This is a genomic window from Sphaerisporangium rufum, from assembly GCF_016863395.1.
GTDB lineage: Bacteria > Actinomycetota > Actinomycetes > Streptosporangiales > Streptosporangiaceae > Sphaerisporangium > Sphaerisporangium rufum.
On the sequence record NZ_BOOU01000056.1, the window covers coordinates 14,341 to 39,333 of the forward strand.

The window sequence follows — 24,993 nt, forward strand, 5'->3', positions numbered from 1 at the left end:
CGGCGGGCAGGCACGTCCGCCGCCGGGCCCCGCCCGGCGAGATATCTGTGGTACGGCCAGGCACCGGCCGTACGGAACATCCCTTCGATGTCCGCGAGCGATGCGCGAGCAAGCCCGCGGACCACGGCAACATACGCGGTCGCCGGGGCAGCGTCCGTGTGGCGTCACCTCCTGCTCGATTCGGAACGGTCAAATGGGAGCGCTCCCAAACGGTGGGCCGGACCCTACCCCGCCGGCGGCCCGGTGCTGTAGCACCGCGTGCGCCCTACGGACCGGCCGCCGGCGAAGACGCAGGTCACCACCGCCTCCGTTCGGCGCGACACCTGAAACTTTCGCCGCGGTCCGGGCCAGGGCGCCGGTCAGCCGCAGGTGACGTCGGTGAACCGGGGGCGATCCTCGCCCTTCTTCAGGGTGGCGGTGAAGCGCGCCGACGCCTTCTTCCCCGGCGCGAGGCGCGGGCTGCTCTCCGGCGCGTGGATCATGCCGACCGGCCCGCTCTGCATCTTCATCCCGTGCCACGCCCGCGTCATGGTGATGCCCATCGGCATCATCCACTGGACGTACCACTGGTTGAGCGGGGCGGCGCCGGTGTTCTCGATGGTCACCTCCGCCTCGAACCGGCCGGGGCGGAACCGGGTGAGGCGCACGCCGGCCTCGCAGGAGGTCACCGGAGGCGGGGAGGCGGCCGGGGTGGGCGGCGGGGACGGCGCGGCGGAGGAGGCAAGGGGGGCGGAGGAGGCCGGGGCGGCGGCGGATCCGCCGGCGCCGGCCGCCGCGCAGCCGCCGGTGGCGGCCAGCGCCGCGAGCGCGGCGAGGGCGACCGCCTGGCGAGTGGTTCTCATGGTGAAGTCCTCTATTCCACTTCGGGGCGCCGCCGCGCGGCAGGCGGCGGACCGGGGCCACACCGGACGGTGACGCCGGCGGGAACACGAAGGAGCACAGAAGAAGCACACAACGGCACGGAACGGCACATGGGGGCATGCGTCAGCGGGTGGCATGGCCCCGCCACCGGCATCCGCGTACCGCGATTGAAACATGTGATCGCCGGGCGGGCAATCGCCGGGCGGTCAGCGGTGTTCCGGCCGACCGTCGCCCCCCGGCCACGGCGGTCCCGAAGGTCCCGGGGGCCCGGGAGGCACCGACGGCGCCGGCCGGTCGCCGGGCGCGCCCTGCCACCCGGCCGGCGGCCGCCGGTCACCGGGCGGCCAGCCGGGCGGGGCGCCCGGCCCCGGCCCGGGTCCCGGCGGGTAGGCGGCGGGCGGCGGGTAGGCGGAGGCGTGCCGGGGGTCGTGCCCGGGCGCGTACCCCGGCGGGGCCGTGCCCTGGGCGGCCGGCGCCTGGTAGGGCGCGGGGACGGGGAAGGCGGACTTGGCGGCGCTCATGCAGGCCAGCAGGTCGCCGCGCCGGTTCTCGAAGTCGTCGGGGGTGATGGTGCCGTGGTTGCCGCGTTCGTGCAGCAGGCCGAGCTCGGTGGCGGCGACCTGGTAGTCGCGCATGGCGCGCAGGCCGGGCGCGCCGCCGTGGGCGCGGGCCCACTGGCGGGCCTGGCGCCGGCCGTGCAGGGTGGACAGCATGTGGATGTCGGCGCCGGTGACCAGGCCGAGGCCCCCGTAGGCCGGCAGGTGACGCTGCAGGAGGCCGGCGATGCGGCGCCGGTCCCGCACGATCAGGCCGAGTTCGGTGAAGAACAGGGCCATCAGCAGGACGTAGGCCAGGGCCAGCCCGAGCAGCCCGGCGTAGGAGGTGAAGCCGTTCCAGATGCCGTGCAGCAGCATCGCGCCGAGCCAGCCCGCCACGATGACGCCGCCGCGGACCGGGCCGCGGCGCTGGGCGGCGTAGGCGACCGCTATGCCGATCATGGAGGTGAACAGCGGGTGGGCGAACGGTGACAGCACGCCGCGAAGCACCACGGTGACCGCCAGGCCCTGCAGGCCGTTCTGGTCCTGGGCCATGATGTAGTAGCTGACGTTCTCGCTCATGGCGAAGCCGAGGCCGACCATGCCGGCGTAGATGATGCCGTCGGTGACGCCGTCCAGCTCGTGGCGGCGCCAGCGCAGCAGGCCGAGCAGGACCAGGCCCTTGATGGTCTCCTCCACCACCGGCGCGCCGAGGGTGGCGACCAGGTCGCGGGCCCCGGCCGGGTCCTGCAGGGCCAGGGTCACGTACCGCAGGCCCAGGCTGTTGAGGACCCCGGCCACCAGCACGGCGATCCCCGCGCCCCACATGAAGGCGAACGCCAGGTCCTTGCGCGGCTCCGGCTCCATCCGGTCCAGGGCGAGCAGGCCGGCCAGCAGCAGCGGCACCGGGGCCAGCGCCAGGGTGAGCGCGATGAAGAACTGGACGGGATCGCCGTTGAAGATGTCGAAGGAGAACGACACCAGGGCACAGATGCCCGCCAGGACGAGCCCGATGATCAGTCCGACGGACGGGCGCTCGTTGAGCGCCCGGCGGGGATCAAGGCCGGTCATGGTGGCGAGCGTAATCGACCGGGCACGAGTTGTCCGCCCGCCCATGATGCGGCTTGTCCGCCCTCGTCACCTGATCACCCCGTCAGACCCCGCCGTGGATATGCGGCATTCCCGGATTACCCGGATCCACACCCGGTCAGCGCAGCGCCGCGTCGACCGCCCCGGCGGAGAGCACCTGGTCGGCCACCAGCGACGCGGTGCCCACCACTCCGGCCAGGTCGCCGAGCCGGCCGGTGACGATCTGCAGATTGCGGGTGACGTAGGGCAGGCTGTGCCGGTAGACGGCCTCCCGGATGCCGGTCAGGTAGTGCTCACCGGTCTCGGCCATGTCCCCGGCCAGCACCAGGACGCCGGGGTTCAGCAGGTTGACGGCGGTGGCCAGCACCACGCCGAGCGTCCGGCCGGCCTCCCCGACCCGGGCGATGGCCGCCGGGTCCGCCGCCTGGACGAGCTCGACCACCTCCCGGCTGCCGGCCACACCGAGGTCGTCGGCGATGGCCTGGCCGGAGGCCACCGAGGCGACGCAGCCGCGCGAGCCGCAGGTGCAGACCCGGTCGCCGGAGTCGCCGGACCGGACGTGCCCGATGTTGCCCGCCGCCTGGTCGGTGCCGTGGTAGATGTCGCCGGCCAGCACGATGCCGGCGCCGATGCCGGTGGAGACCTTCACCAGCAGCAGGGACGGGCAGTCCCGCCAGGAGGCCCGCCACTCGCCGAGGGCCATCGCCTTGGCGTCGTTCTCCACCACGACCGGCACCTCGCGGCCGGCGGCCAGGTCCTCGCGGATCGGGTGGTCGTCCCAGCCGGGCATGGCGAACGACTTGATCACCTGGCCGGTGGCCGGGTCGATCGAGCCGGGCAGGTCGACGCCGACGCCGACCACCCGGGCGTCCTCCCGGCCGGCCGCCTCCAGCAGCCGGCCGAAGGCCTCCTGGACCCGGGCGAGCACCGGCCCGGGGCCGAGCGCGATGCGCAGGGCGAGGCGCTCCACGGCGAGCGGCTCGCCGGCCAGGTCGGTGACCGCGACCGTGGCGTGCGTGGCGCCGAGGTCGGCGGCGAGCACCAGCTGGCCGGGCGAGCCGACGGTCAGCATGGCGGGCGGGCGGCCGCCACCGGAGCGCCCGACACCCGCCTCGCGCAGGTAGCCGGCCGCGATCAGCCGGTCGACGCGGTCGGTCACCGTGGAGCGTGACAGCCCGGTGTGCTCGATCAGCTCCTTGCGGGTCCGGCAGGTGCCCTGCCGGACGAGCTGCAGGGCCTGCCCCGCCGTCAGCGTCACCTAGCTCACCGCTATCCCTTCTCCGCGCCCACGGTCAGCCCCTCGGTCAGCAACCGCTCGCTCGCGAAGAAGATCAGCACGATCGGCAGCGTCAGGACCACCGATCCTGCCATGAGAACGGTGGTGGGGATCTCGATGCTGCCCGCGAGCTGGGACAGCCCGAGCGACACCGTCCAGCTGTCCCGCTTCTCCACCAGGAACAGCAGGGCGAACAGGAACTCGTTCCAGGCGATCATGAAGCTGTACAGGCCGGTGGCCATCAGCGCGGGCTTGGACAGCGGCAGCACCACCCGCCAGATGGTCTCGATCCGGCCGCACCCGTCGATGGACGCGGCCTCCTCCACGCTGGGCGGCACCGACTCGAAGTAGTTGCGCAGCATGTAGACGGTGACCGGGACGGTCTGGGCGATGTAGACCAGGATCAGCCCGATCAGCGAGCCGCGCAGCCCGAGCATGGTGAACAGCACGAACAGCGGGATGGCCAGGATGATCGCCGGGAACAGGTAGACCGCCAGAAACAGGAAGTGCACCTGCCGGCGGCCGAAGAACCGCAGCCGGGCGACGGCGTACGCGCCCGGGATGGAGATCAGCATGGTGACCGCGACGGAGGTGACCGCGACGATCGCGCTGTTGCGGATGAAGGTGAGGAAGCCCTGCCGGCCCAGCACGTCGGCGTAGGTGGACAGCGTGAAGCTCTGCGGCCACAGCGACCCAGGGTCCAGGATGAGCTCCTGGATGTCGCGCACCGAGAGCATCAGCATGTACAGGAAGGGGAACGCGGTCACCGCGAACAGCACCGCGATGACCACCGGCCGCAGCACGCGCAGCACGCCGCGCTCCACGCGGTCCCGGCTGAGCGGCGCCGGCCCGGTCGCCGAGGTCATGCCCGGTCCTCCTTCTCTCCGGCGAAGAACTTCAGGTAGACGGCCAGGAAGACCACCAGCACCGCGGCCAGCACCAGGGCCTGGGCGGCCGAGGCGCCGATGTCGTTGCGGCCGGTCAGGAAGTCGAAGACCCGCACGCTGACCACCTCGGTGCCCGCGCCGCCGCCGGTGAGCAGGTAGACGTCGTCGAACTTGGTGAAGGTGAACACGAACCGCAGCACCGACAGCAGCGCGACCACCCGCAGCAGCTGCGGCAGGACCACGTAACGGAAGCGCTGGGTGGGGGTGGCGCCGTCCACCACCGCGGCCTCCTCCAGGTCGGGCGGCAGGGCCTGCAGCCGCGCCATGATGAACAGGAAGGCGAACGGGAAGTACCGCCAGGCCTCGAAGGCGATCACGGTGAGCAGCGCCACCGGCACCCGGACGCCGAGGAAGGTGCCCTCCTGCTGGGTGAGGAAGGCGATCGGCTCGCCGAGCCAGGTGTTCACGATGCCGTACTGCGGGTTCAGCATCACCTCCCATAGGAAGGCGGCGGCCACCACCGGCGCGACGTAGGGGATCAGGATGGACGCCCGGACGAGCGTGCGGCCGCGAAACCGGTCGCGCAGCGCGAGCGCGGCGACCAGCCCGATCACGATGGACAGCGCGGTGCCGGCGACCGTGTAGATCAGCGTGGTGACCAGCGACGACCAGAAGCCCGGCTGGGCGATGACGTAGCCGAAGTTCTCCAGGGTGTAGTTGCCGAACAGGCCGGTCCGCCGGATGTTGATCAGCCGGGCGTCCTGGAAGGCCAGCATGACCGCCCACAGCAGCGGGACGACCACGACGACCAGCGTGATGATCAGGGTCGGCGACAGCAGCAGCAGGCCGGCCCGCGCCTCCTGCCTGCGCAGCGAGCCGCCGCGGGGCGGGGCGGCCGGCGCCGGCGCGGCGGGGCGGGGGGCGGCGGGCCCGGCGGGGGTGCCGGGCCCGGCGTCGGTACTGCTGGTCATCGGATGCCGCGCTTGATCGTCTCCACCCCGGACTTGGCCTGGGCCGCGGCGGCCTGGCCGGTGAGCGAGCCGGCGACGGCCTCGCTGAGCGCCTTGGGCACCGGCAGCTCGCCCATCGCGGCGCCGACCAGCTTGCCCTGGCCCTGCGGGATGCCCCAGCGGGCGATGGTCTCCGGGCTCTTGCGCAACGCGTCCAGGACCTCGGCCGGGTAGACCTCCGACAGCGGCTTCTTGGTGTCGACGCCGGCCGGCAGCGCGTCCCACTTGTCGGCCAGGGTGGTCCGGGTGGGGAACTTGCCCTCCGGGGCCATGCCGATCCAGCGCTCGTAGCCCTCGTTCATCATGAAGCTGATGAACTTGGCGGCGTTGTCCTTGTTCGCGTCCCGGGTGACCGCCCAGGAGACGATCTCGCCGTACTGGGCCGGCTGCCCGTCCGGGCCCTTGAGCGCGGTGACCACACCGGTGTTCTTGGCCAGCCACTCCTTGTCGCCCTTGCACTTCTCGCAGCTCGGCAGCGCGTCGTTGCGCAGGCCGGCCATCTCGTCGAGGATGAACGACGACCAGATGGTCATCGCGGCCTTGCCGGCGAAGTAGGTGGCCCGGGTGGAGTCGACGTCCTGCTTGCCCTTCACCGAGTAGTTCTTCGCCAGCCCGGCGTAGAAGTCGAAGGCGCGGGCGCACTGCGGGGAGTCCAGGGTGACGTTGCCCGAGCCGTCGACCATCTCGCAGCCGTTGGCCAGCGCGACGTGCTCGAAGCTCTGCGCGGTGAAGGAGTCCTTGGGCGCGACGGCGAGGGTGATGCCGGCGGTGCCGCCGGTGTTCAGCTTCTCGGCGGCGGCCGTGAGGGCCTCGTAGGTGTCCGGTGGCTGCAGCCCGGCCTTCTCGAACAGGTCCTTGCGGTAGAGGATCAGCTGCGCCCACCCGTCGCTCGGCACCGCGAGCGGCTTGCCGCCGGCCCCGTCCAGTTCCAGCGCCCGCTTGGCGAAGGTGTCCCGGCCGAGCCCGTCGATGACCTTGGCGGGGGTCTCGGTGTCGAGGAGGTCGTTGGCCTCCAGCTCCCGCACCCCGCCGAGCGACAGCGCGCCGATGACGTCCGGCAGGTCACCGGCCGCCGCGGCGGCGGTGACGACCTGGCTGAACTGGTCCTCGGCGACCCCGACCAGGTCGACCTTGATCCCGGTCTTCTGGGTGAACTCGGCGGCGATCTCCTTCTGCACGTTCATCCGGTCGGGCAGGTTCTCCTGGGTCCACACCGTCACGGTGCCCGGACCGGCGGCCTGCCCGCCCTCCTCGTCGCCGCCGCCACAGGCGGCCAGAGGAAGCACGAGCAAGGACAGGGAGAGAACGGCGGTGGTCTTCTTCGGCATTGCGACACTCCTGGTAGGGCGGTGAAACGGCCATTACCCCGGTTAAGCCTGGACAACCCATGACATCTCGGCGTCTTAGTGTTGATTACCTTCTTAAAGTAGGTTGTACTTCAATTACAAGAGTCCATCTTTTGCCGGAAAAGGAGACATAAGGTGATGGACGTCGTCACCATCGAGCGCCCTGGCCGGGTCACCGTGACCAGCGAACCGCCCGCCGCGCTGGCTCCGGGCAGCGTGCGGGTCCGCACCCTGTACTCGGGGGTGTCCACCGGTACCGAGCTGACCGCCTACCGGGGCACCAACCCCTACCTCAGCCGGCGCTGGGACCCCGCGCGCCGGTTGTTCATGGACGGCGTCACCCACGCCTATCCGCTGACCGGCTGGGGCTACCAGGAGGTCGGCCGGGTGGTCGAAGCGGCGCCCGACGTCGCCGGGCCGCCCCTCGGCAGCCTGGTGTGGGGCTCGTGGGGCCACCGCGCCGAGGCGGTGCTGCCCGCGGCCGGGCTGGCCGGCCGGGTGCTGCCGCCGGGCACCGACCCGCTGATCGGCGTGTTCGCCCGGGTCGGCGCCATCGCGCTGAACGCGGTGCACGCCGCGGGCCTGCGGCTCGGCGACCAGGTCGCGGTGTTCGGGCAGGGGGTGATCGGGCTGCTGGCCACCCGGCTGGCGGTGCTCAGCGGAGCCCGCGTGGTGGCCGCGGACGCGATCGAGACCCGGCTGGGGCTGGCCAAGCGTTTCGGCGCGGCGATGGTCGTCGACGTGCGGGCCGCGTCCTGCGCCGAGGTGCTGCGGGACGGCTCCGGCGGCGCGGACGTGGCGATCGAGCTGAGCGGCAGCCACGCCGCGCTGCACGAGGCGATCCGCGCGGTCCGCCGCGGCGGCCGGGTGGTGGCGGCCGGTTTCTACCAGGGAGAGGGCACCGGGCTGCGCCTGGGCGAGGAATTCCACCACAACCAGGTGCAGCTGGTCTCCTCGCAGATCGGCGCGGTGCCGGTGACCCTCGCGCACCGCTGGGACGTCGAACGGCTGCAGCGCACGTTCATGGACCTGGCGCTGGCCGGCGAGGTGAACACCGCCGCATTGGTGTCCCACGTGGTGGACGCCGCCGACGCCCCCGAGGCGTTCGCGCGCCTGGACCGCTCGCCCGCCGAGGCGCTGCAGGTCGTGTTCGCCTTCCCGGACGGCGACGCCGGATGAGGCTCGCCGTCCAGGAGAACCTGGTTCCCGGCGACTCGCTGCCGGAGAAGTTCGAGATCGCGCTACGGGCCGGATTCGACGCGCTGGAGCTGCGCGGCGGCGGCGATCTGGCGCTGGAGGCCCGGCTGCCGGAGCTGCGCCGCGCGCTCGCCGGCGGGGTGGTCATGCCGACGATCTGCGTGGACATGACGCACTTCATCGGCGACTTCGACGCCGGGCGGCGCGCCGACGCGGTGCGGCAGCTGAGCTCGCAGCTCGCGGTCGCCGGGGAACTCGGCTGCGTCGGGGTCACCACGCCCGCCTCCTGGGGCCAGTTCTCGCTGCGGCTGCCGCCGTTCACCCCGCCGCGCCCGCCGGAGGAGGACCGCGAGGTGCTCGCCGAGGCGCTGGCCGTCCTCGGCGAGCGGGCCGCCCATCACGGCGTGCTGATCATGCTGGAGCCGCTGAACCGGTACGAGAACCACATGGTCAACACGCTGGCGCAGGCCGCGGCGCTGTGCGCCTCCCCCGCGGTCCGGATCACCGCGGACACCTACCACATGAACATCGAGGAGGACGACCCGTGCGGCGCGCTGGCGGACGCCGCGCCGTACCTGGGCCACGTCCAGGTCAGCGAGTCCAACCGCAACCAGCCGGGCACCGGCCACATCGACTGGGCGGCGCACCTGGCCGTGCTGGACGCCATCGGCTACGACGGGCACCTGGCGCTGGAGTGCCGGCTGCGCGGCGAGCCGGTTGCCGCGCTCACCCGCACCGCCGCGTTCCTGCGCGGGTACCTGTGACCGCCCCGGCAGCCGGACCGGCCGGGACCGCCGCCGACGGGATCCGCCGGGCCGCGGTGCGAGTGCTGGCCGCCGGCTGGCACGGCGCGCACACCGTGCCGTCCCGCGGGCTGTACCCGCACCAGTGGAGCTGGGACTCGGCGTTCATCGCGATCGGTAACGCCCGCTGGGCGCCGCGCCGGGCCCGGCTGGAGCTGGCCACCCTGTTCGGCGCGCAGTGGGCGGACGGCCGGGTGCCGCACATCGTGTTCGACCCGGCGGTGCCGGCCGACGCCTACTTCCCCGGACCGGACTTCTGGGCGGCGCGCGCCCCGTCCGGCGCGGCCACCTCCGGCATCGTGCAACCCCCGGTGCACGCCCTGGCCGCCCGGCTGGTGCACGCGGCCGACCCCTGCCCGGCGTTCCTGCGGCGCATCTACCCGCGCCTGGTCGCCCAGCAGGAGTTCCTGCGCGCCGCTCGGCGCACCCCCGACGGGCTGCTGGTGATCGTGCATCCCTGGGAGTCGGGCATGGACAACAGCCCGGCCTGGGACGGGCCGCTGGCCGCGGTCGCCGCCGAGCCGCTCGGCGCCGCGCGCCGCGACCTGGCGCACGTGGCCGCCGGCGAGCGTCCCACCGACCGGGACTACGGCCGGTACATCGCGCTGGCCCGGGCCTACCGGGACACCGGCTACCGGCGGGCGGGCGCCTTCGCCGTGGCCGACCCGCTGTTCAACGCCCTGTACGCCGCGGCGGAGTCGGCGCTGGCCGAGATCGCCGCCGAATGCGGGCACGACCCCGGACCGCACCGCCGGGAGGCGGCCCGGGCGACCGCGGCGATGGTCGGGCACCTGTACCAGGACGGCCTGTTCCACGCCCGGGACGCGCGGACCGGCCGCCCGCTGCACTCGGGCAGCGCGGCCGGCCTGATCCCGCTGATCCTGCCCGGCCTGCCACCGGAGATCGCCGCCGAGCTGACCCGGGCCGCGCTCGACCGGTTCGGCGTGGCCGGCGGCACGCTGCCCAGCCTGGCCCCGGGCTCGCCCGGCTTCGACCGGGCCCGCTACTGGCGCGGGCCGAGCTGGATCAACCTGAGCTGGCTGCTGTGGCGCGGGCTGCGGCACCGGGCGCCGGAGGCGGCGGACGCGCTGGCCGGCGGGATGCTCGCCGCGGTGGCCCGGTCCGGCATGCGGGAGTACTTCGACCCGGTCACCCTGGCCGGGCACGGCTGCCACGACTTCGCCTGGACCGCGGCCCTGGTGCTGGACGTGCTCGCCGAGCGGGAGGACGCGGCCGGCGGCACTCAGAGCAGCGAGTCGACCGCCACGGCGAGGAACAGCAGCGCCAGGTAGGCGTTGGACCAGTGGAAGAACCGCATCGGGCGCAGCGCCAGGCCGGTCTTGCCCGCCCGCAGCCGGGCGTGCAGCCGGTGCGCCTCCCACAGGCAGACCGCGCCGAGCACGACCGCCGCCGCACCGTACAGCGGGGTGGTGCCGGCCACCGGCCACAGCAGCAGCGAGCAGGCGACGGTGGCCCAGGTGTAGGCGATGCTCTCCAACACCACCCGCCGCTCGGTGGCCACCACCGGCAGCATGGGCACCTCGGCGGCGGCGTAGTCGTCGCGGTAGCGCATGGCCAGCGTCCAGGTGTGCGGCGGCGTCCAGAAGAACACCACGCCGAACAGCACCAGCGGCGCCCAGTCGAGGCGCCCGGTGATGCCCGCCCAGCCGATCATCACCGGCATGCAGCCGGCGATGCCGCCCCAGACGACGTTCTGCGAGGTGCGCCGCTTGAGCAGCATCGAGTAGACGAAGACGTAGAACAGGATGGCGCCGAGCGACAGCCCGGCGGCCAGCCAGTTCACCGCCAGGCCCAGGCCGAGGGTGGACAGCGCGCCGAGCACCACCCCGAAGACCAGGGCGTTGCGCGGCTCCACCGCCGCCATGGCCAGCGGCCGCCGGCGGGTCCGCCGCATGGTCGCGTCGATGTCCCGGTCGATGTAGCAGTTCAGCGCGTTGGCACTGCCCGCCGACAGGGTGCCGAACACCAGGGTGGCGACCGCCGTCCACAGCGGCGGCAGGCCCCCGGCCGCCAGGAACATCACCGGCAGCGTGGTGATCAGCAGCAGCTCGATGATCCGCGGCTTGGTCAGCGCGACGTAGGCCCGCACGGTGGCCAGCGGAGAACGACGGGCGCCGGAGAGGGGGACCGTCGGTGGCTTGGTCGTCAGCACCGTCAAGGCGCTTCCAGCGGGTGCGGGGTCAACGCGTAACCTCTGATCAGAACGGATCCCTGACTGCGGGCCCGGGCCGGCAACATGACACATCACTGTAGTGCGCGGGGCCGTCGGTCCCGGCATCGGGGGCGAATGCCCTGCCCGCCGCACCGCCCGCCGCACCGCCCGCCGCACCGCCCGCCGCACCGCCCGCCGCACCGCCCGCCGCACCGCCCGCCGCGCTGACAGCCGCCTGCCCCTGCCCTGCGGGTCTCCGGGCCGCGCGTCGCCGGGGTCCGGGCCCGCGGCGCCGGCCGGCGTGCGGCAAAGTAAGTGACGCGTATCGCGTTCCAGACCGCGCCCGGCGGGCAGGTCAACAGGAACACCCAGCGCCGGAGAAGTGAAAATCCGCGTCGTACCTCGGATGTCGCGTCGCAGTAACAGTGCGGTGATCCACCCGTTAAGGTCCGGTGTGGGGAGGAAAGCCCAGACCGGCCGGGCCGCCATGACGCGCCGGGCGCGCCCGAAAGCAATGAGGAGATCGAGCAGTTGAGCAGCGAACTCGTGCCAGAACTTGAGTGGGGCGACCTGGACCGCCGTGCCGTCGACGTGGTGCGCGCCCTGGCCATGGACGCGGTCGAGAAGGCGGGCTCGGGACACCCGGGCACCGCCATGAGCCTGGCGCCGGCCGCCTACCTGCTATTCCAGCGTGTCCTGCGGCACGATCCCTCCGACCCCGGGTGGACGGGCCGTGACCGCTTCGTCCTTTCGGCCGGCCACTCCAGCCTCACCCTCTACATCCAGCTGTACCTTTCCGGGTACGGCCTGACGCTGGACGACATCGCCTCGCTGCGCCAGTGGGGCAGCCTCACCCCCGGCCACCCCGAGCACGGGCACACGATCGGGGTGGAGACCACCACCGGCCCGCTCGGCCAGGGCCTCGGCAACGCGGTGGGCATGGCGATGGCCGCCCGCCGCGAGCGCGGCCTGTTCGACCCGGACGCCGCCCCCGGCCAGAGCCCCTTCGACCACCGCATCTGGGCGATCGCCTCCGACGGTGACATCGAGGAGGGCATCAGCCACGAGGTCAGCTCGATCGCCGGCCACCAGAAGCTCGGCAACCTCAACGTCATCTACGACGCCAACCACATCTCCATCGAGGACGACACCGCGATCGCGCTGTCGGAGGACGTCGCCAAGCGCTACGAGGCGTACGGCTGGCACGTGCTCAGCGTCGACTGGACCGAGACCGGCGACTACGTGGAGAACGTGCAGGCGCTGTACGACGCCTACCGCGCCGCCGTCGAGGAGACCGACCGGCCCACGCTGATCAAGCTGCGCACCATCATCGGCTGGCCGGCGCCGAACAAGCGCAACACCGGCAAGATCCACGGCTCGGCGCTCGGCGCCGACGAGGTGGCCGCCACCAAGGAACTGCTCGGCCTGGACCCGGCCAAGAACTTCCAGGTCGCCGAGGAGGTGCTCGCGCACGCCCGCCAGGTGGTGGAGCGGGGCCGGGCGCTGCACGCCGAGTGGAGCAAGGGCTTCGACTCCTGGCGGGACGCCAACCCCGAGCGGGTCGCGCTGTTCGACCGGATGAGCGCCCGCAAGCTGCCGGCCGGCTGGGAGGAGGCGCTGCCGTCCTTCGAGACCGGCAAGTCCGTCGCCACCCGCAAGGCGTCCGGCGCGGTGCTCACCGCGCTCGCCCCGGTACTGCCGGAGCTGTGGGGCGGCTCGGCCGACCTGGCCGAGTCCAACAACACCACGATGGAGGGCGAGCCGTCCTTCATCCCCGAGGAGTACCAGACCAAGGCCTTCCCGGGGAACCGCTACGGCCGCACGCTGCACTTCGGCATCCGCGAGCACGGCATGGGCGCCATCCTCAACGGCATCGCCCTGCACGACGGCACCCGCCCCTACGGCGGCACGTTCCTGGTGTTCAGCGACTACATGCGCCCGGCGGTGCGGCTGGCCGCGCTGATGAAGCTGCCGGTGACCTACGTGTGGACGCACGACTCCATCGGGCTCGGCGAGGACGGCCCGACCCACCAGCCGGTCGAGCACCTGTGGGCGCTGCGCGCCATCCCCGGCCTGGACGTGGTGCGCCCGGCCGACGCCAACGAGACCGCGGGCGCCTGGCGCGCGGTGCTCGAGCACGCCGACCGGCCCGCCGCCCTCGCGCTGACCCGGCAGAACCTGCCGGTCTACGAGGGCACCGCCGATCACGAGAAGGTCGCCAAGGGCGGGTACGTCCTGCAGGACGCCTCCAACGGGCAGCCGGCGGTGATCCTCATCGGCACCGGCAGCGAGGTGGAGCTGGCCGTCGGCGCCCGCGAGCTGCTGGAGGCCGAGGGCATCCCCACCCGCGTCGTGTCCATGCCGTGCGTGGAGTGGTTCGACGCCCAGGACGACGCCTACCGCCAGACGGTGCTGCCGCCGGCGGTGCGCGCCCGGGTCGCCGTCGAGGCGGGAATCGCGCTGGGCTGGGCGCGGTTCGTAGGTGAGGTGGGAGAAGTGGTGAGCCTTGAACACTTCGGCGCCTCCGCCCCGTACAAGACCTTGTACGAGCAGTTCGGCCTGACCCCCGAGCGTGTAGCCGCCGCGGCCAAGGGAAGCCTGGCCAAGACCGGCGCCGACAAGGGCCAGACAACCGGAAACTAGGGAATGCCAGACATGAGTGAGAACCTGAAGGCTCTGACCGACCAGGGCGTGTCGATCTGGCTCGACGACATCAGCCGCGAGCGACTGCGCACCGGCAACCTCGAGTCCCTGATCCGGGACAAGAACGTCGTCGGGGTCACCTCCAACCCGACGATCTTCGCCTCCGCGCTGAGCAAGGGCGACGCCTACGACGTGCAGCTGCGCGACCTGGCGGTGCGCGGCGTGGACATCGGCGAGGCGGTGCGCGCGGTGACCACCTATGACATCCGGTGGGCCGCCGACGTGCTGCGCCCGGTGTACGACGTCACCGGCGGGGTGGACGGCCGGGTGTCCATCGAGGTGGACCCGCGGCTGGCCAACGAGAGCGGCGAGCAGACGCTCGCCGAGGCGCGGGCGCTGTGGTGGCTGGTCGACCGGCCCAACCTGTTCATCAAGATCCCGGCCACCCTGGCCGGGCTGCCGGCGATCACCGACGCCCTCGCCGAGGGCATCAGCGTCAACGTCACGCTGATCTTCTCGCTGGAGCGCTACCGCGCCGTCATGGACGCCTGGCTGACCGGCCTGGAGCGGGCCAAGGAGGCCGGGCTGGACCTGTCGGGCATCGAGTCGGTGGCGTCCTTCTTCGTCAGCCGCTTCGACACCGAGATCGACAAGCGCCTGGAGAAGATCGGCACGCCGGAGGCGCTGGAGCTGCGCGGCAAGGCCGCCGTCGCCAACGCCCGGCTGGCCTACGCCGCCTACGAGGAGGTCATGAACAGCCCGCGCTGGCAGGCGCTCAAGGCCGCCGGGGCGCGGCCGCAGCGCCCGCTGTGGGCGTCCACCGGCGTCAAGAACCCCGACTACGCGCCCACGATGTACGTCGACGACCTGGTGACCTCCGGCACGGTGAACACCATGCCGGAGAAGACGCTGGACGCCGTCGCCGAGGGCGGGCGGATCAGCGGTGACACCGTCCGCTCCTCCTACGAGGCGGCCTGGGACACCATGGCCGCGCTCAAGCGGGTGGGCATCGACTACGACGACGTCGTGCGCGCCCTCGAGGAGGAGGGCGTGGAGAAGTTCGTCGCCTCGTGGAACGAGCTGCTCGGCACCGTCGAGACCGAGCTGCGGAAGGCCCGCTGACACACCGGTGCCCCGCCCGGCCCGCACCGGGCCGGGCGGGGCACCGGCGGCCGGCCTTCGCGAGGAGAGATACAGGGGAATGGAAGCATCGATAACGTTCGGGGACGACGCCCTGGCCGCGCGCGCCGCCGAGGCGGCGCGGGAACTGGCCGCGGCCGGCGTCCCCGAGGCGCTCGCGGCCGGGGATCCCACGCTGTGGGGGCCGGCCGCCGAGTCGCAGGCGGCCGACCGGCTCGGCTGGCTGGACCTGCCCACCACCTCCCGGTCGCTGCTGCCGCGGCTGGCCGAACTCGCCGAGCGGGCCCGCGAGCAGGAGGTGGAACACGTCGTCCTGGCGGGGATGGGCGGCTCGTCACTGGCCGCCGAGGTGATCTGTGCCTCCGCCGACGTGCCGCTGACCGTGCTGGACACCACCGACCCCGCCCAGGTGCGCCGGGTACTGGCCGACCGGCCGGAGCGCACCCTGGTCGTACTGGCGAGCAAGAGCGGCACCACCGTGGAGACCGACGCGCACCGCCGCCTGTACGAGCGGGCCTTCCGGGACGCCGGGATCGACCCGGCCACCCGGATCCTGGTCGTCACCGACCCCGGCTCGCCGCTTGAGCAGACCGGGATCGAGTCCGGGTACACCGTGGTGCAGGCCGACCCGCGGGTGGGCGGCCGCTACAGCGCGCTCAGCGCGTTCGGCCTGGTGCCGAGCGCCCTGGCCGGCGCGGACGTCGCCCGGTTGCTGGACGAGGCCGCCGAGGTGCGGCCGCTGCTGGCGCTTCCCGAGGGCAACCCCGGGCTGGAGCTCGGCGCCGCGCTCGGCGCGGCGGCCCTGGCCGGCCGGGACAAGCTCGTGCTGGACGCCAGCCTGTCGGCCACCACCGGCCTGCCGGACTGGATCGAGCAGCTGGTCGCCGAGTCGACCGGCAAGCAGGGCCGGGGCATCCTGCCGGTCGCCGGCGGCGAGCCGACCGGCGTGCCGGACGAGATCGTCGCGGGCATCGCGACCGACGGCGCGGTGCGGGCCGACGGGCCGCTCGGCGCGCAGTTCCTGGTCTGGGAGTACGCCACCGCCATCGCCGGGCGGATGCTCGGCGTCGACCCCTTCGACCAGCCGAACGTCGCCGAGGCCAAGGACGGCACCGCGCGCATCCTGGCCGAGGCGGGTGAGGGCCCGCTGCCCACCGGCGCCCCGGTGCTGGTGGATGGGCCGGTGGAGGCGTACGGCGACCTGCCCGCCGACGTCAAGGATCTGTCCGGTGCGCTGACCTGGCTGCTCTCGGCGATTCCCGAGCGCGGCTACCTCGCCGTGACGGCCTTCCTGGACCGGGAGGCCGCCTTCGAGGTGCCGGTCCCGCCGGACGCCTCCTTCGAGGTGCTCACCGACATCTGGGCCGCGCATGACGCGGCCACCCTGCAGGGGCTGCTGGCCGTGCGGACCGACCGCCCGGTCACCTTCGGCTGGGGGCCGCGCTACCTGCACTCCACCGGCCAGTACCACAAGGGCGGCCCGCAGGACGGCGTCTTCCTGCAGATCACCGGCGACGTCCCCGACGACCTGCCGGTCCCCGGCCGTCCCTACACGCTCGGCCGGCTCCAGCTCGCCCAGGCCCTCGGCGACCTGGACGCGCTGCGGGGCCGGGGGCGGCCCGCCGTCCGCCTGCACCTGACCGATCGCGAGGCCGGTGTCAGGCACCTGCTCGCCGCCGCACGGGAGGTTTGATGAACGACAGCAAGGGGCCGGGCCCGCAGCCCGGCAACGGACCGACGCCGTCCGGCGATCCGAGCAACTCGACCGACCCGACCGGATCGGCCGGTTCCACGCCACCGGCGGGCGGCGAGCCGGTGGCGCACGAGTTCGACGTCCCGGCACGGGACGGCGGGCCCGAGTCGCTCGCGGCGCAGGACGAGTCGCGGACCGCCGCCCAGGCGGTGGCCGGCACCGCCACCACGATCGAGGTCGCCGAGGCCAACCCGCTGCGCGACCCGCGCGACAAGCGGCTGCCCCGGGTGGCCGGGCCGTGCGTGCTGGTGCTGTTCGGGGTGACCGGAGACCTGGCCAAGCGCAAGCTGCTGCCGGCGATCTACGACCTGGGCAACCGGGGGCTGCTGCCGCCGGGCTTCTCGCTGGTCGGGTTCGCCCGGCGCGACTGGGCGGCCCAGGACTTCGCGCAGATCACCCACGACGCCGTCAAGGAGCACGCGCGCACCCCCTTCCGCGAGGAGGTGTGGAAGCAGATCTGCGAGGGCCTGCACTTCGTGCCGGGCTCCTTCGACGACGACGGCGCCTTCGACGCCCTGGCCATGGCGCTGAAGGAGATCGACGAGACGCGCGGCACCGGCGGGAACTACGCCTTCTACACCTCGACCCCGCCGAAGTACTTCCCGGTGATCATCGAGCAGCTCAAGCGCACCGGGCTGACCCGGCCGCCGGAGGGCGCCTGGCGCCGGGTGGTGATCGAGAAGCCGTTCGGCCACGACCTGAAGAGCGCCCGCGAGCTCAACCGCATCGTCGACTCGGCCTTCAAGCCCGACTCGGTGTTCCGCATCGACCACTACCTGGGCAAGGAGACCGTCCAGAACATCCTGGCGCTGCGGTTCGCCAACACGCTGTTCGAGCCGATCTGGAACCGCCGGTACGTCGACCACGTGCAGATCACCATGGCCGAGGACATCGGCGTCGGCGGCCGGGCCGGCTACTACGACGGCATCGGCGCGGCCCGGGACGTCATCCAGAACCACCTGCTGCAGCTGCTCGCCCTGGTCGGCATGGAGGACCCGACGGCGTTCGGCCCTTCGGCGCTGCGGCGGGAGAAGGAGAAGGTGCTGGAGGCGGTCACCCTGCCGGAGGACCTGTCCCTGGGCACCGCCCGCGGGCAGTACGTCTCCGGCTGGCAGGGCGGGGTGCCGGTCCGCGGCTTCCTGGAGGAGGACGGCATCCCACCGGACTCCCGCACCGAGACCTACGCGGCCGTCCGGCTGGAGATCGCCAACCGGCGGTGGGCGGGCGTGCCGTTCTACCTGCGCACCGGAAAGCGGCTCGGCCGCCGGATGACCGAGGTCGCGGTGGTGTTCCAGCGGGCGCCGCACCTGCCGTTCAGCAAGACCGACACCGAGATTCTCGGGCACAACGCCCTGGTGATCCGGATCCAGCCGGACGAGGGGGTGACCGTGCGGTTCGGCTCCAAGGTGCCGGGCACCGCCATGGAGGTGCGGGACGTCAACATGGACTTCGCCTACGGCGAGGCCTTCCTGGAGTCCTCCCCCGAGGCCTACGAGCGGCTGCTGCTGGACGTCCTCATCGGCGACCCGCCGCTGTTCCCGCACCAGCGCGAGGTCGAGCTGTCCTGGATGATCATGGATCCGATCGAGGAGCACTGGGCGGCCGACGGCTCCCAGCCCGAGGGCTACGACGCGGGCAGCGGCGGCCCGGCGTCCGCCGACGAGATGATGGCCCGCGACGGCCGCGCCTGGCGGCGGCTGTGAGGGGCGGAACCGGCGCGCGTGCCGGTGCCCGCGACGTGACACGGGAGGCGCTGTGACCAGTTTCCTCATGGGGTCGACCACGGCCTCGGAGATCTCCGCGCAGCTCACCCGGCTGCGCCACCAGGTCGGCGCCCCCGCGGTGGGCATGGTGCTGACCCTGGTGGTGGTGTCCGACGAGAGCCGCCAGTACGACGCGGTGCGCGCGGCCTCGGAGGCCTCGCGCGAGCACCCCTCCCGGATCCTCGCGGTCATCCCGCGGGAGCGGGAGGAGGCGACCCGGCTGGACGCCGAGCTGCGGGTGGGCGAGATGACCACCGGCGAGGTGGTGCTGCTGCGGCTGTACGGCGAGCTGACCGGGCACGCCGACTCGGTGCTGTCGCCGCTGCTGCTGCCCGACATCCCGGTGGTGGTGTGGTGGCCGGGCGACGCGCCGGAGATCCCCGGCAAGGACCCGGTCGGCGGGTTCGGGCAGCGCCGGGTCACCGACGCCCGCTCGGCGGCCGACCCGCTGGCGGCGATCCGGCGGCGCATCGACGGCTACTCCCCCGGCGACACCGACCTGGCCTGGACCCGGATCACCCCGTGGCGCAGCCTGCTGGCCGCCGCGTTCGACCAGCCGGTGGGCAAGGTGCGGGACGGGTACGTCGAGGCCGAGCCGGGCCATCCGAGCGCCGAACTGCTCGCGGTGTGGCTGTCGCAGACGCTGGGCGCCGACATCTCGGTACGCGAGTCGCGCGGCCCCGGGCTGACCGCCGTGCACCTGCGCATCTCGGACGGCGAGGTCGTCATCGAGCGGCACGACTCGCGCACCGCGACGCTCAAGCGGCCGGGCCGCCCGGACCGGCACGTCGCGCTGGCCCGCCGGCCCACCTCCGAGCTGCTGGCCGAGGAGCTGCGCCGGCTCGATCCGGACGAGGTGTACGAGGAGGCCATCAAAGGGGTCGCGGACCGCCACCACCGGTGAGGAGGCCCCCGCGCCGCGTCCGCGGACGCGGTACCGGGCGCCGCGCCGGCCGCGGCACGCGAGAAGGCCGCGCCGCACCCGGTAGGCGGCCCGGCCGACCGAGCCCGCGCGGCCCCGGCCGGTGCAAGGAACCAGATCGACGGAACGGAAGAAGCTCGTGAGTGTGCCTACGGTTCTCGTACACCGGGACGCCGGCGTCCTGGCCCAGGCCGTCGCGGCCCGGCTGATCACCCGGCTGGTCGACGCCCAGGCCGCCCGCGGGTCGGCCCACCTGGTGCTGACCGGCGGCGGCATGGGCATCGCCACCCTGGCCGCGGTCGCCGCCACCCCGGCGCGCGACGCGGTCGACTGGCGGCGGCTGGACATCTGGTGGGGCGACGAGCGCTTCCTGCCGGCCGGCGACCCCGAGCGCAACGAGACCGGCGCCCGCCAGGCGCTGCTCGACCAGGTCGGCGTGGACCCGGCCCGGGTGCATCCGATGGCCGGCCCGGACTCCGGTCTCACCCCGGAGGAGTCGGCCGCCTGGTACGCCGAGGAGCTGGCCGCGGCGGCCCGGCCGGAGGACCACGGTCCGGTGCCGTCCTTCGACGTGCTGCTGCTCGGTGTCGGCCCGGACGGGCACGTGGCGTCGCTGTTCCCGGAGATGCCCGCGCTGCACGACGAGCGGCCGGTCACCGCGGTGCACGGCTCGCCCAAGCCGCCGCCGACCCGGATCACGCTGACCCGGCCGAGCATCGCGGCGGCCCGCGAGGTATGGCTGGTCGCCGCGGGCGCCGACAAGGCCACCGCCGTCCACCTGGCGCTGCAGGGGGCGGGTCCGATCCAGGTGCCGGCGGCCGGGGCGCGCGGCCGGGCCGGCACGCTGTTCATGCTGGACCGGGCCGCCGCCGGGAAGCTACCGGCGTCCCTGGTGCGCTCCGCGGCCCGCTGACCGGCTCAGGCCGGAAGCGGCAGGGCGTCGATCTCGGCCAGCACCGCCCGCTTGCCCGCCTCGTCGAGGTACGAGGCGTGCACGGCGTTGCGCGCCAGGCCGGCCAGCTCGGCCGGTCCGAGCCCGAAGGTCTCGGCGGCCACCTGGTACTCCCGGGTCAGCGTGGTGCCGAACATGGGCGGGTCGTCGCTGTTCAGCGTGACGAACAGCCCGGCCTCCAGCATCCGCGGCAGCGGGTGCGACGCCAGGTCGGGCACCTGGCCGGTGCACACGTTGGAGGTGGGGCACACCTCCAGCGGGATCCGGGTGTCGCGCAGGTGTGCCACCAGCCGCGGATCGGCCAGGCAGGAGGTTCCGTGCCCGATCCGCTCGGCGCCCAGCCCGTCGATGACCTCCCAGATCGTCTCGGGACCGGTCATCTCGCCGCCGTGCGGCACGCTGTGCAGCCCGGCCGCGGTGGCCGCGGCGAAGGCGTCGCGGATGGCGTCGCGGTAGCGGGCCCGCGCCTGCTCGATCCCGCCCAGCCCGAACCCCACCAGCGCCTCCGGCGGCTCGGTCAGCGCGTGATCGGCCGTGGCCCGCGCCGCCTCGGTGCCGAACTCGCCGGGGATGTCGAAGATGTAGCCCACCTGGACACCGCCGGCCGCCGCCTGGCGGGCCGCGATGTCCAGCGCCTCGGTGATCGCCTTCTTGGGCATGCCCATCATCTGGTGGGCATACGGGGTGACGGTCATCTCCACGTACCGCACGTTCTGGGCGGCCAGGTCGCGGGCCGCCCCGGTCATCAGCGCCGCGACGTCCTCCGGCTCGCGCACCAGCGCGTTGACCGCCCCGTACACCTCGGCGAAGTGCGGGAAGTCGCGAAAGGCGTAGAACTCGCGCAGCGCCCGCTCCTCGGTGGGCACCGGCCCGCCCGGATGCCGGCGGCTCAGCTCGAGGACCGTCGGCACCGAGGCGGAACCCTGCAGATGGATGTGCAGTTCGACCTTGGGCAGCGCCGCGGCGAACGCGGCGGTGGACTCCGGGGCGGGTACGGCGGCGAACCCCGGGACGGACGGGGTGGTGTCTGTCATGGCGCCGACCCTAGGGAGTGCCACCGCCCTGATGAAAGCGAATAACCGCGAATCTCACACTATTTCGTCAGATTAGCGGATCGCGGCGAGGAGGCGGTCGTGCCCGTGCTGCCAGAGGGTGCCGACCTCGGCGAACCCGGCCGCCCGCAGCGCGCCGGCGTGCGTGGCCAGGTGCAGGGATTCGAAGCCGCTGTGCGCGGACCCGGTGCTCTGGCGCAGCTCGGCCAGCCCGGCCAGCGCCGGGTCGGCGTTGACGCCGTCCCACCACTGCCGCCAGTCCTCGGGCATGTCACCGCCGAACCGCCGCCGGGTCAGCCGCTCGCGCAGCTCGGCCTCCAGCCGGGCCAGCGCGGGGGCGGCGTCCTGGACGCCGAGGTGGTCGGCGTTCAGGAAGAGCCCACCCGGGCGCAGCACCCCGGCCAGCTCGGCGGCCAGCACCCGCAGGCCCTCCTCCGACAGCCAGTGCAGCGCGGTCGTGCTGACCGCCGCGTCGGCCGGCCGGGGCAGCCCCAGGCCGGCGGCCCAGCCCGGCGCGCGCAGGTCGGCCTCGGCGAACCGCAGGCCCGGCCGCTCCCCGTGACCGGCCCGGCCGAGCGCCAGCAGCAGCGGGTCGGCGTCCACCGCCACCACGGTGGCGGCCGGCAGCCGGTCCAGCAGCCGGGCGCTCAGCGAGCCGGGGCCGCAGCCGAGGTCGAGCACCAAGGGGTCCGGCCGGGCCGTTCCCGCCTCCACCGCGTCGATCAGCACGGTGAACCGCTCCTCCCGGTCCGGCAGATATCCCTCCTGCTGCCGGTCCCAGCGCTCGATCCACCGCTGCGCCACCGTGCGCGACACCGTCTCCATGAGCCCTCCCGGTAACTGATCTTTTCTACTTCGACGGTTACGCTAGCCAGCGAGACGTACCTGGTCAATACCCTGTCACCAGTTACGCGAAATCGGCCACCTCGGCCGCCGCCGGGCGGCCATCCCCCGCGGGCGTCCGGCAGGCGACGACGCGGCCCTTCTAGTAGCGGCGCACGGCGAGCCCGGCCGAGCCCGCCGGACGATGCCGGCCGGAGCGGCCGGTATGCCACCGCACGGGTCGGTCCCCGGCACGCCCTGCGCCGGCGCGGCACGACATAGGTGACGGACCATTAGGATTTCACCAGTGACATGATTCGACGGCGAAGGCGGGTGCGATGAACTTCGACGGTCACACCGACACGGTGGTGGCGGTGGCGGTGGCGCTCGTCAACGCGCTGACCGCCGGCGAGAACCGCGGCCGGCCGTACGCGCTGCCGGCGGGCGAGGAATTGCGCACCGCCGCCACCGGGGCGCTGCGCACCGCGGCCGGCCCGCAGGTGCGCACCGGCGCCCGCCGGGCCCGAGAGCCGGTCGGCGACGCCGAGGCGGTCGCCCTGGTGGGGGTGGCCGCCGAGCTGCGGCCGATCTTCGACGCCGTCGCCGCCGGCGACGTGGACACCGCCGCCCGGCAGGTCAACCGGGTGCTGGACCGCACGATGGCCCGCCCGCGGCTGACCCGCCACGACGGCGAGCCCTGGCACCTGCACTTCCACGGCCGCGCCACCGGCCCGGCCGACGACTGGGCCGCCGCCTGCGCCACCGGGCTGGCCGTCGTGCTGGGCGGCGAGCTGCACGACCGGCTCGGCGTGTGTACCGCGCCGCGCTGCGACCGGGTCTACGTGGACGTCTCCCGCAACGGCACCCGCCGCTTCTGCTCCACCGCCTGCCAGAACCGCGTCAAGACCGCCACCTTCCGCGCCCGGGCCGCCCACCGCTGACCCGGCCGGGCGCCTCGGCCCGGCCGGGCCCCTACCGGCTGCGGGTCGCGATCGCCTCCTGGACGGCGCGGACGAGAACGGCGGCCCGATCGTCCGGCGTGCCGTCCGCCACGTTGTTCATCACGTAACCGAAGGCGAGGCCGGTCGCCGGGTCGGCGAACCCGAGCGACCCGCCGAAGCCCGGAAAGCCGAAGGCCCGCGGGCCGAACCAGAACGCGTCCGGGGTCGGCAGGCCGAACCCGGTACCGATCCGCACCGGCACCCGCAGGACGCGGTCGACGCCCCGCGCCCGCTCGGCGGTCGCCGCCGCCAGGGTGCCCGGCGCCAGGATGCGATGCCCGTCCACCTCGCCGATGAGCGCGGCGTAGAAACGCGCCAGCGACCGGGCGGTGCAGATGCCGTTGGTCGAGGGCATCTCCGCGGCCTGCTCGGCGGGGTCGTTGTGGTCCAGCGGCGGGGTGACGGCGTTCATCGCCCGCATCGTCAGCGAAGCCGGGTCGGCGTACGCCCTCATCACCTCGCGCACGGGCTCGGGCAGGGCGTCGAGGTCCATCGGGGCGGGCCGGCCGGCCGGAGCGGTGACGATCCGGCTCACCCGGTGCCGCTCGGTCTCCGGCAGGCCGATCCACAGGTCCAGGCCGAGCGGGGCGGCGATCTCCTTGGCGAGGAACGCGCCGACGCCACGGCCGGTCACCCGGCGGATCACCTCGCCCACCAGCCAGCCATAGGTCAGGGCGTGGTAACCGTGATCGGTACCGGGCTCCCACCACGGGCGCTGGGCGGCCAGCGCGTCGACCATCGGATGCCAGGCGATCGCCTGTGCCGGTGTGATCGGGTGGTCGATGGCGGGCAGGCCGGCCTGGTGGGTCAGCAACCACCGGACGGGGATGCGTTCCTTGCCGTTCACCGCGAACTCCGGCCAGTAGTCGGCGACGGGCGCGTCCAGGTCGAGCTCGCCCCGCTCGGCCAGCAGGTGGGCACAGGCCGCGGTGACGCCCTTGGTGGTCGAGAACACGACCTGCAGGGTGTCGCGGGCCCAGGGGCGGCCGGTCACGGGATCGGCGATGCCGCCCCACAAATCGACGACCTGCCGCCCGTTCAGGTAGACGCCGATCGCGGCCCCCGCCTCCCGTCCGCCGGCCAGGTTGGCGGCGAACGCCGCCCGCACTCCTTCGAATCCCGGGGCGGTCTCCCCGTTGATTTCGGGCATGCGTCATCACCTTCCGTATCGCTGAGCGCCGGAGGGTCCTACCCGCGCCACTTCTCCATGAGCCAGGCGCGGACTTCCGGCTCGGTCATCTCGGGGAACTCCGCGGCGAAGACCGCCAGCGCCCGCTTCGCCTCGTCCTGGTCCAGCCCGCGAGCCGCCGCCACCTTGAGATACTCCTGTCGCGCGGCGGACGGACGGCCTCCGCCGGCGCCGCGTCCGGGCAGGCCGTCGCGCCACCGGACGATCTCGGCCAGCCGATCGGGCCGCCAGCCCGGAGCCCCGTCGACGTCGACGTCGGGTTCGGGAAAGGGATGGTCACCGTCGCGCGGGTAGCGGGCCCGCCACTTGTGCACCGCGTGCCGGGTCACCCCCAGCGCCTCGCCGATGCCGAGGACGCCGAGGAAATGCTCCGTCATGGCGCTCCAACCGTCCGCGGGCCTCCTCCGGGGATCTCATTCCTACCATGTCCGGCCCGCGCCCCCGAGCTCGAACATCGTCTCTAACAGAGACGATGTTAAGCGCCTCTTTCAACATCGTCAACATCAGAGACAAGGTTTCTGCCGCGCCGCGGCGGTGCCTCGCCGGACGGAGGCCCCGCGCCGGAGCGCATCGATCGG

General features: G+C 73.6%; 21 protein-coding genes. 10 read left to right on the plus strand and 11 right to left on the minus strand.

Annotated elements, in window-relative coordinates; all coding sequences use genetic code 11:
- Positions 1–359: 359 nt before the first annotated feature.
- The 6 genes from Sru01_RS21125 to Sru01_RS21150 form a co-directional block, all read right to left on the minus strand.
- On the minus strand, positions 360–842 hold the full coding sequence (locus tag Sru01_RS21125) for a cellulose binding domain-containing protein (protein ID WP_203989141.1): 483 nt from the start codon (positions 840–842) through the stop codon (positions 360–362).
- A gap of 225 nt (positions 843–1,067) precedes the next feature.
- A complete protein-coding gene (locus Sru01_RS21130) occupies positions 1,068–2,468 on the minus strand; it encodes a PrsW family intramembrane metalloprotease (protein ID WP_203989143.1) in 1,401 nt (466 codons plus the stop codon).
- A 136-nt stretch (positions 2,469–2,604) separates the two neighbouring features.
- Positions 2,605–3,744 carry an ROK family transcriptional regulator gene (locus Sru01_RS21135; RefSeq protein ID WP_203989146.1) on the minus strand — a complete coding sequence of 380 codons (1,140 nt, stop codon included), beginning with the start codon at positions 3,742–3,744 and terminating at the stop codon, positions 2,605–2,607.
- An 11-nt stretch (positions 3,745–3,755) separates the two neighbouring features.
- Complete coding sequence (locus tag Sru01_RS21140) at positions 3,756–4,628, minus strand: carbohydrate ABC transporter permease (protein WP_203989148.1); 873 nt, start codon at positions 4,626–4,628, stop codon at positions 3,756–3,758.
- Positions 4,625–5,620, minus strand: coding sequence for a carbohydrate ABC transporter permease (locus Sru01_RS21145; protein ID WP_203989149.1), 996 nt, complete (start codon positions 5,618–5,620; stop codon positions 4,625–4,627). Before Sru01_RS21145 ends, Sru01_RS21140 begins: the two co-directional genes overlap by 4 nt.
- Entirely contained in the window at positions 5,617–6,987 is a 1,371-nt protein-coding gene (locus Sru01_RS21150) for an ABC transporter substrate-binding protein (protein ID WP_203989157.1), read from the minus strand. Before Sru01_RS21150 ends, Sru01_RS21145 begins: the two co-directional genes overlap by 4 nt.
- Positions 6,988–7,143: 156 nt before the next feature.
- Here Sru01_RS21150 and Sru01_RS21155 point away from each other — a divergent pair, with 156 nt between their 5' ends.
- From Sru01_RS21155 to Sru01_RS21165, 3 genes are read left to right on the plus strand one after another with little or no spacing between them, the layout of a single operon-like run.
- Complete coding sequence (locus Sru01_RS21155; RefSeq protein WP_203989159.1) at positions 7,144–8,184, plus strand: zinc-dependent alcohol dehydrogenase; 1,041 nt, start codon at positions 7,144–7,146, stop codon at positions 8,182–8,184.
- Positions 8,181–8,966 (plus strand): sugar phosphate isomerase/epimerase family protein, encoded by a 786-nt coding sequence (locus Sru01_RS21160; protein ID WP_203989162.1) that lies wholly within the window; start codon positions 8,181–8,183, stop codon positions 8,964–8,966. The genes Sru01_RS21155 and Sru01_RS21160 overlap by 4 nt, the downstream gene beginning before the upstream one ends.
- A complete protein-coding gene (locus Sru01_RS21165) occupies positions 8,963–10,297 on the plus strand; it encodes an MGH1-like glycoside hydrolase domain-containing protein (RefSeq protein ID WP_203989164.1) in 1,335 nt (444 codons plus the stop codon). Before Sru01_RS21160 ends, Sru01_RS21165 begins: the two co-directional genes overlap by 4 nt.
- Here Sru01_RS21165 and Sru01_RS21170 read toward each other — a convergent pair.
- Complete coding sequence (locus tag Sru01_RS21170) at positions 10,249–11,184, minus strand: heme o synthase (RefSeq protein WP_373869533.1); 936 nt, start codon at positions 11,182–11,184, stop codon at positions 10,249–10,251. The genes Sru01_RS21165 and Sru01_RS21170 overlap by 49 nt on opposite strands.
- 525 nt (positions 11,185–11,709) lie before the next feature.
- Here Sru01_RS21170 and tkt point away from each other — a divergent pair.
- From tkt to pgl, 6 genes are all read left to right on the plus strand, one after another.
- Positions 11,710–13,821: a transketolase gene (gene tkt / locus Sru01_RS21175; RefSeq protein WP_203989168.1), complete on the plus strand. Its 2,112-nt coding sequence runs from the start codon at positions 11,710–11,712 to the stop codon at positions 13,819–13,821.
- Positions 13,822–13,833: 12 nt separating this feature from the next.
- A complete protein-coding gene (gene tal / locus Sru01_RS21180) occupies positions 13,834–14,943 on the plus strand; it encodes a transaldolase (protein WP_203989170.1) in 1,110 nt (369 codons plus the stop codon).
- A 79-nt stretch (positions 14,944–15,022) separates the two neighbouring features.
- The gene (locus Sru01_RS21185; RefSeq protein ID WP_203989172.1) at positions 15,023–16,654 is read left to right on the plus strand and encodes a phosphoglucose isomerase-related protein; all 1,632 of its coding nucleotides are present in this window, start codon (positions 15,023–15,025) and stop codon (positions 16,652–16,654) included.
- Positions 16,654–18,417 carry a glucose-6-phosphate dehydrogenase gene (zwf, locus tag Sru01_RS21190; protein ID WP_239137621.1) on the plus strand — a complete coding sequence of 588 codons (1,764 nt, stop codon included), beginning with the start codon at positions 16,654–16,656 and terminating at the stop codon, positions 18,415–18,417. The genes Sru01_RS21185 and zwf overlap by 1 nt, the downstream gene beginning before the upstream one ends.
- 67 nt (positions 18,418–18,484) lie before the next feature.
- Positions 18,485–19,381, plus strand: a complete 897-nt coding sequence (locus tag Sru01_RS21195) for a glucose-6-phosphate dehydrogenase assembly protein OpcA (protein WP_203989210.1) — start codon at positions 18,485–18,487, stop codon at positions 19,379–19,381.
- 157 nt (positions 19,382–19,538) lie between these two features.
- A complete protein-coding gene (pgl, locus tag Sru01_RS21200) occupies positions 19,539–20,312 on the plus strand; it encodes a 6-phosphogluconolactonase (protein WP_203989174.1) in 774 nt (257 codons plus the stop codon).
- Between the two features lie 5 nt (positions 20,313–20,317).
- On the opposite strand, the gene add is transcribed toward pgl, so the two are convergent.
- Positions 20,318–21,385, minus strand: a complete 1,068-nt coding sequence (add, locus tag Sru01_RS21205) for an adenosine deaminase (protein ID WP_203989176.1) — start codon at positions 21,383–21,385, stop codon at positions 20,318–20,320.
- Positions 21,386–21,457: 72 nt separating this feature from the next.
- Positions 21,458–22,228 carry a class I SAM-dependent methyltransferase gene (locus Sru01_RS21210; protein WP_203989178.1) on the minus strand — a complete coding sequence of 257 codons (771 nt, stop codon included), beginning with the start codon at positions 22,226–22,228 and terminating at the stop codon, positions 21,458–21,460.
- Positions 22,229–22,563: 335 nt separating this feature from the next.
- Here Sru01_RS21210 and Sru01_RS21215 point away from each other — a divergent pair, with 335 nt between their 5' ends.
- Positions 22,564–23,166: a CGNR zinc finger domain-containing protein gene (locus Sru01_RS21215; protein WP_203989180.1), complete on the plus strand. Its 603-nt coding sequence runs from the start codon at positions 22,564–22,566 to the stop codon at positions 23,164–23,166.
- Positions 23,167–23,197: 31 nt separating this feature from the next.
- Here Sru01_RS21215 and Sru01_RS21220 read toward each other — a convergent pair whose 3' ends face one another.
- Positions 23,198–24,376, minus strand: coding sequence for a serine hydrolase domain-containing protein (locus Sru01_RS21220; RefSeq protein ID WP_203989182.1), 1,179 nt, complete (start codon positions 24,374–24,376; stop codon positions 23,198–23,200).
- 38 nt (positions 24,377–24,414) lie between these two features.
- Positions 24,415–24,792, minus strand: coding sequence for a hypothetical protein (locus Sru01_RS21225; protein WP_203989183.1), 378 nt, complete (start codon positions 24,790–24,792; stop codon positions 24,415–24,417).
- Positions 24,793–24,993 lie beyond the last annotated feature (201 nt).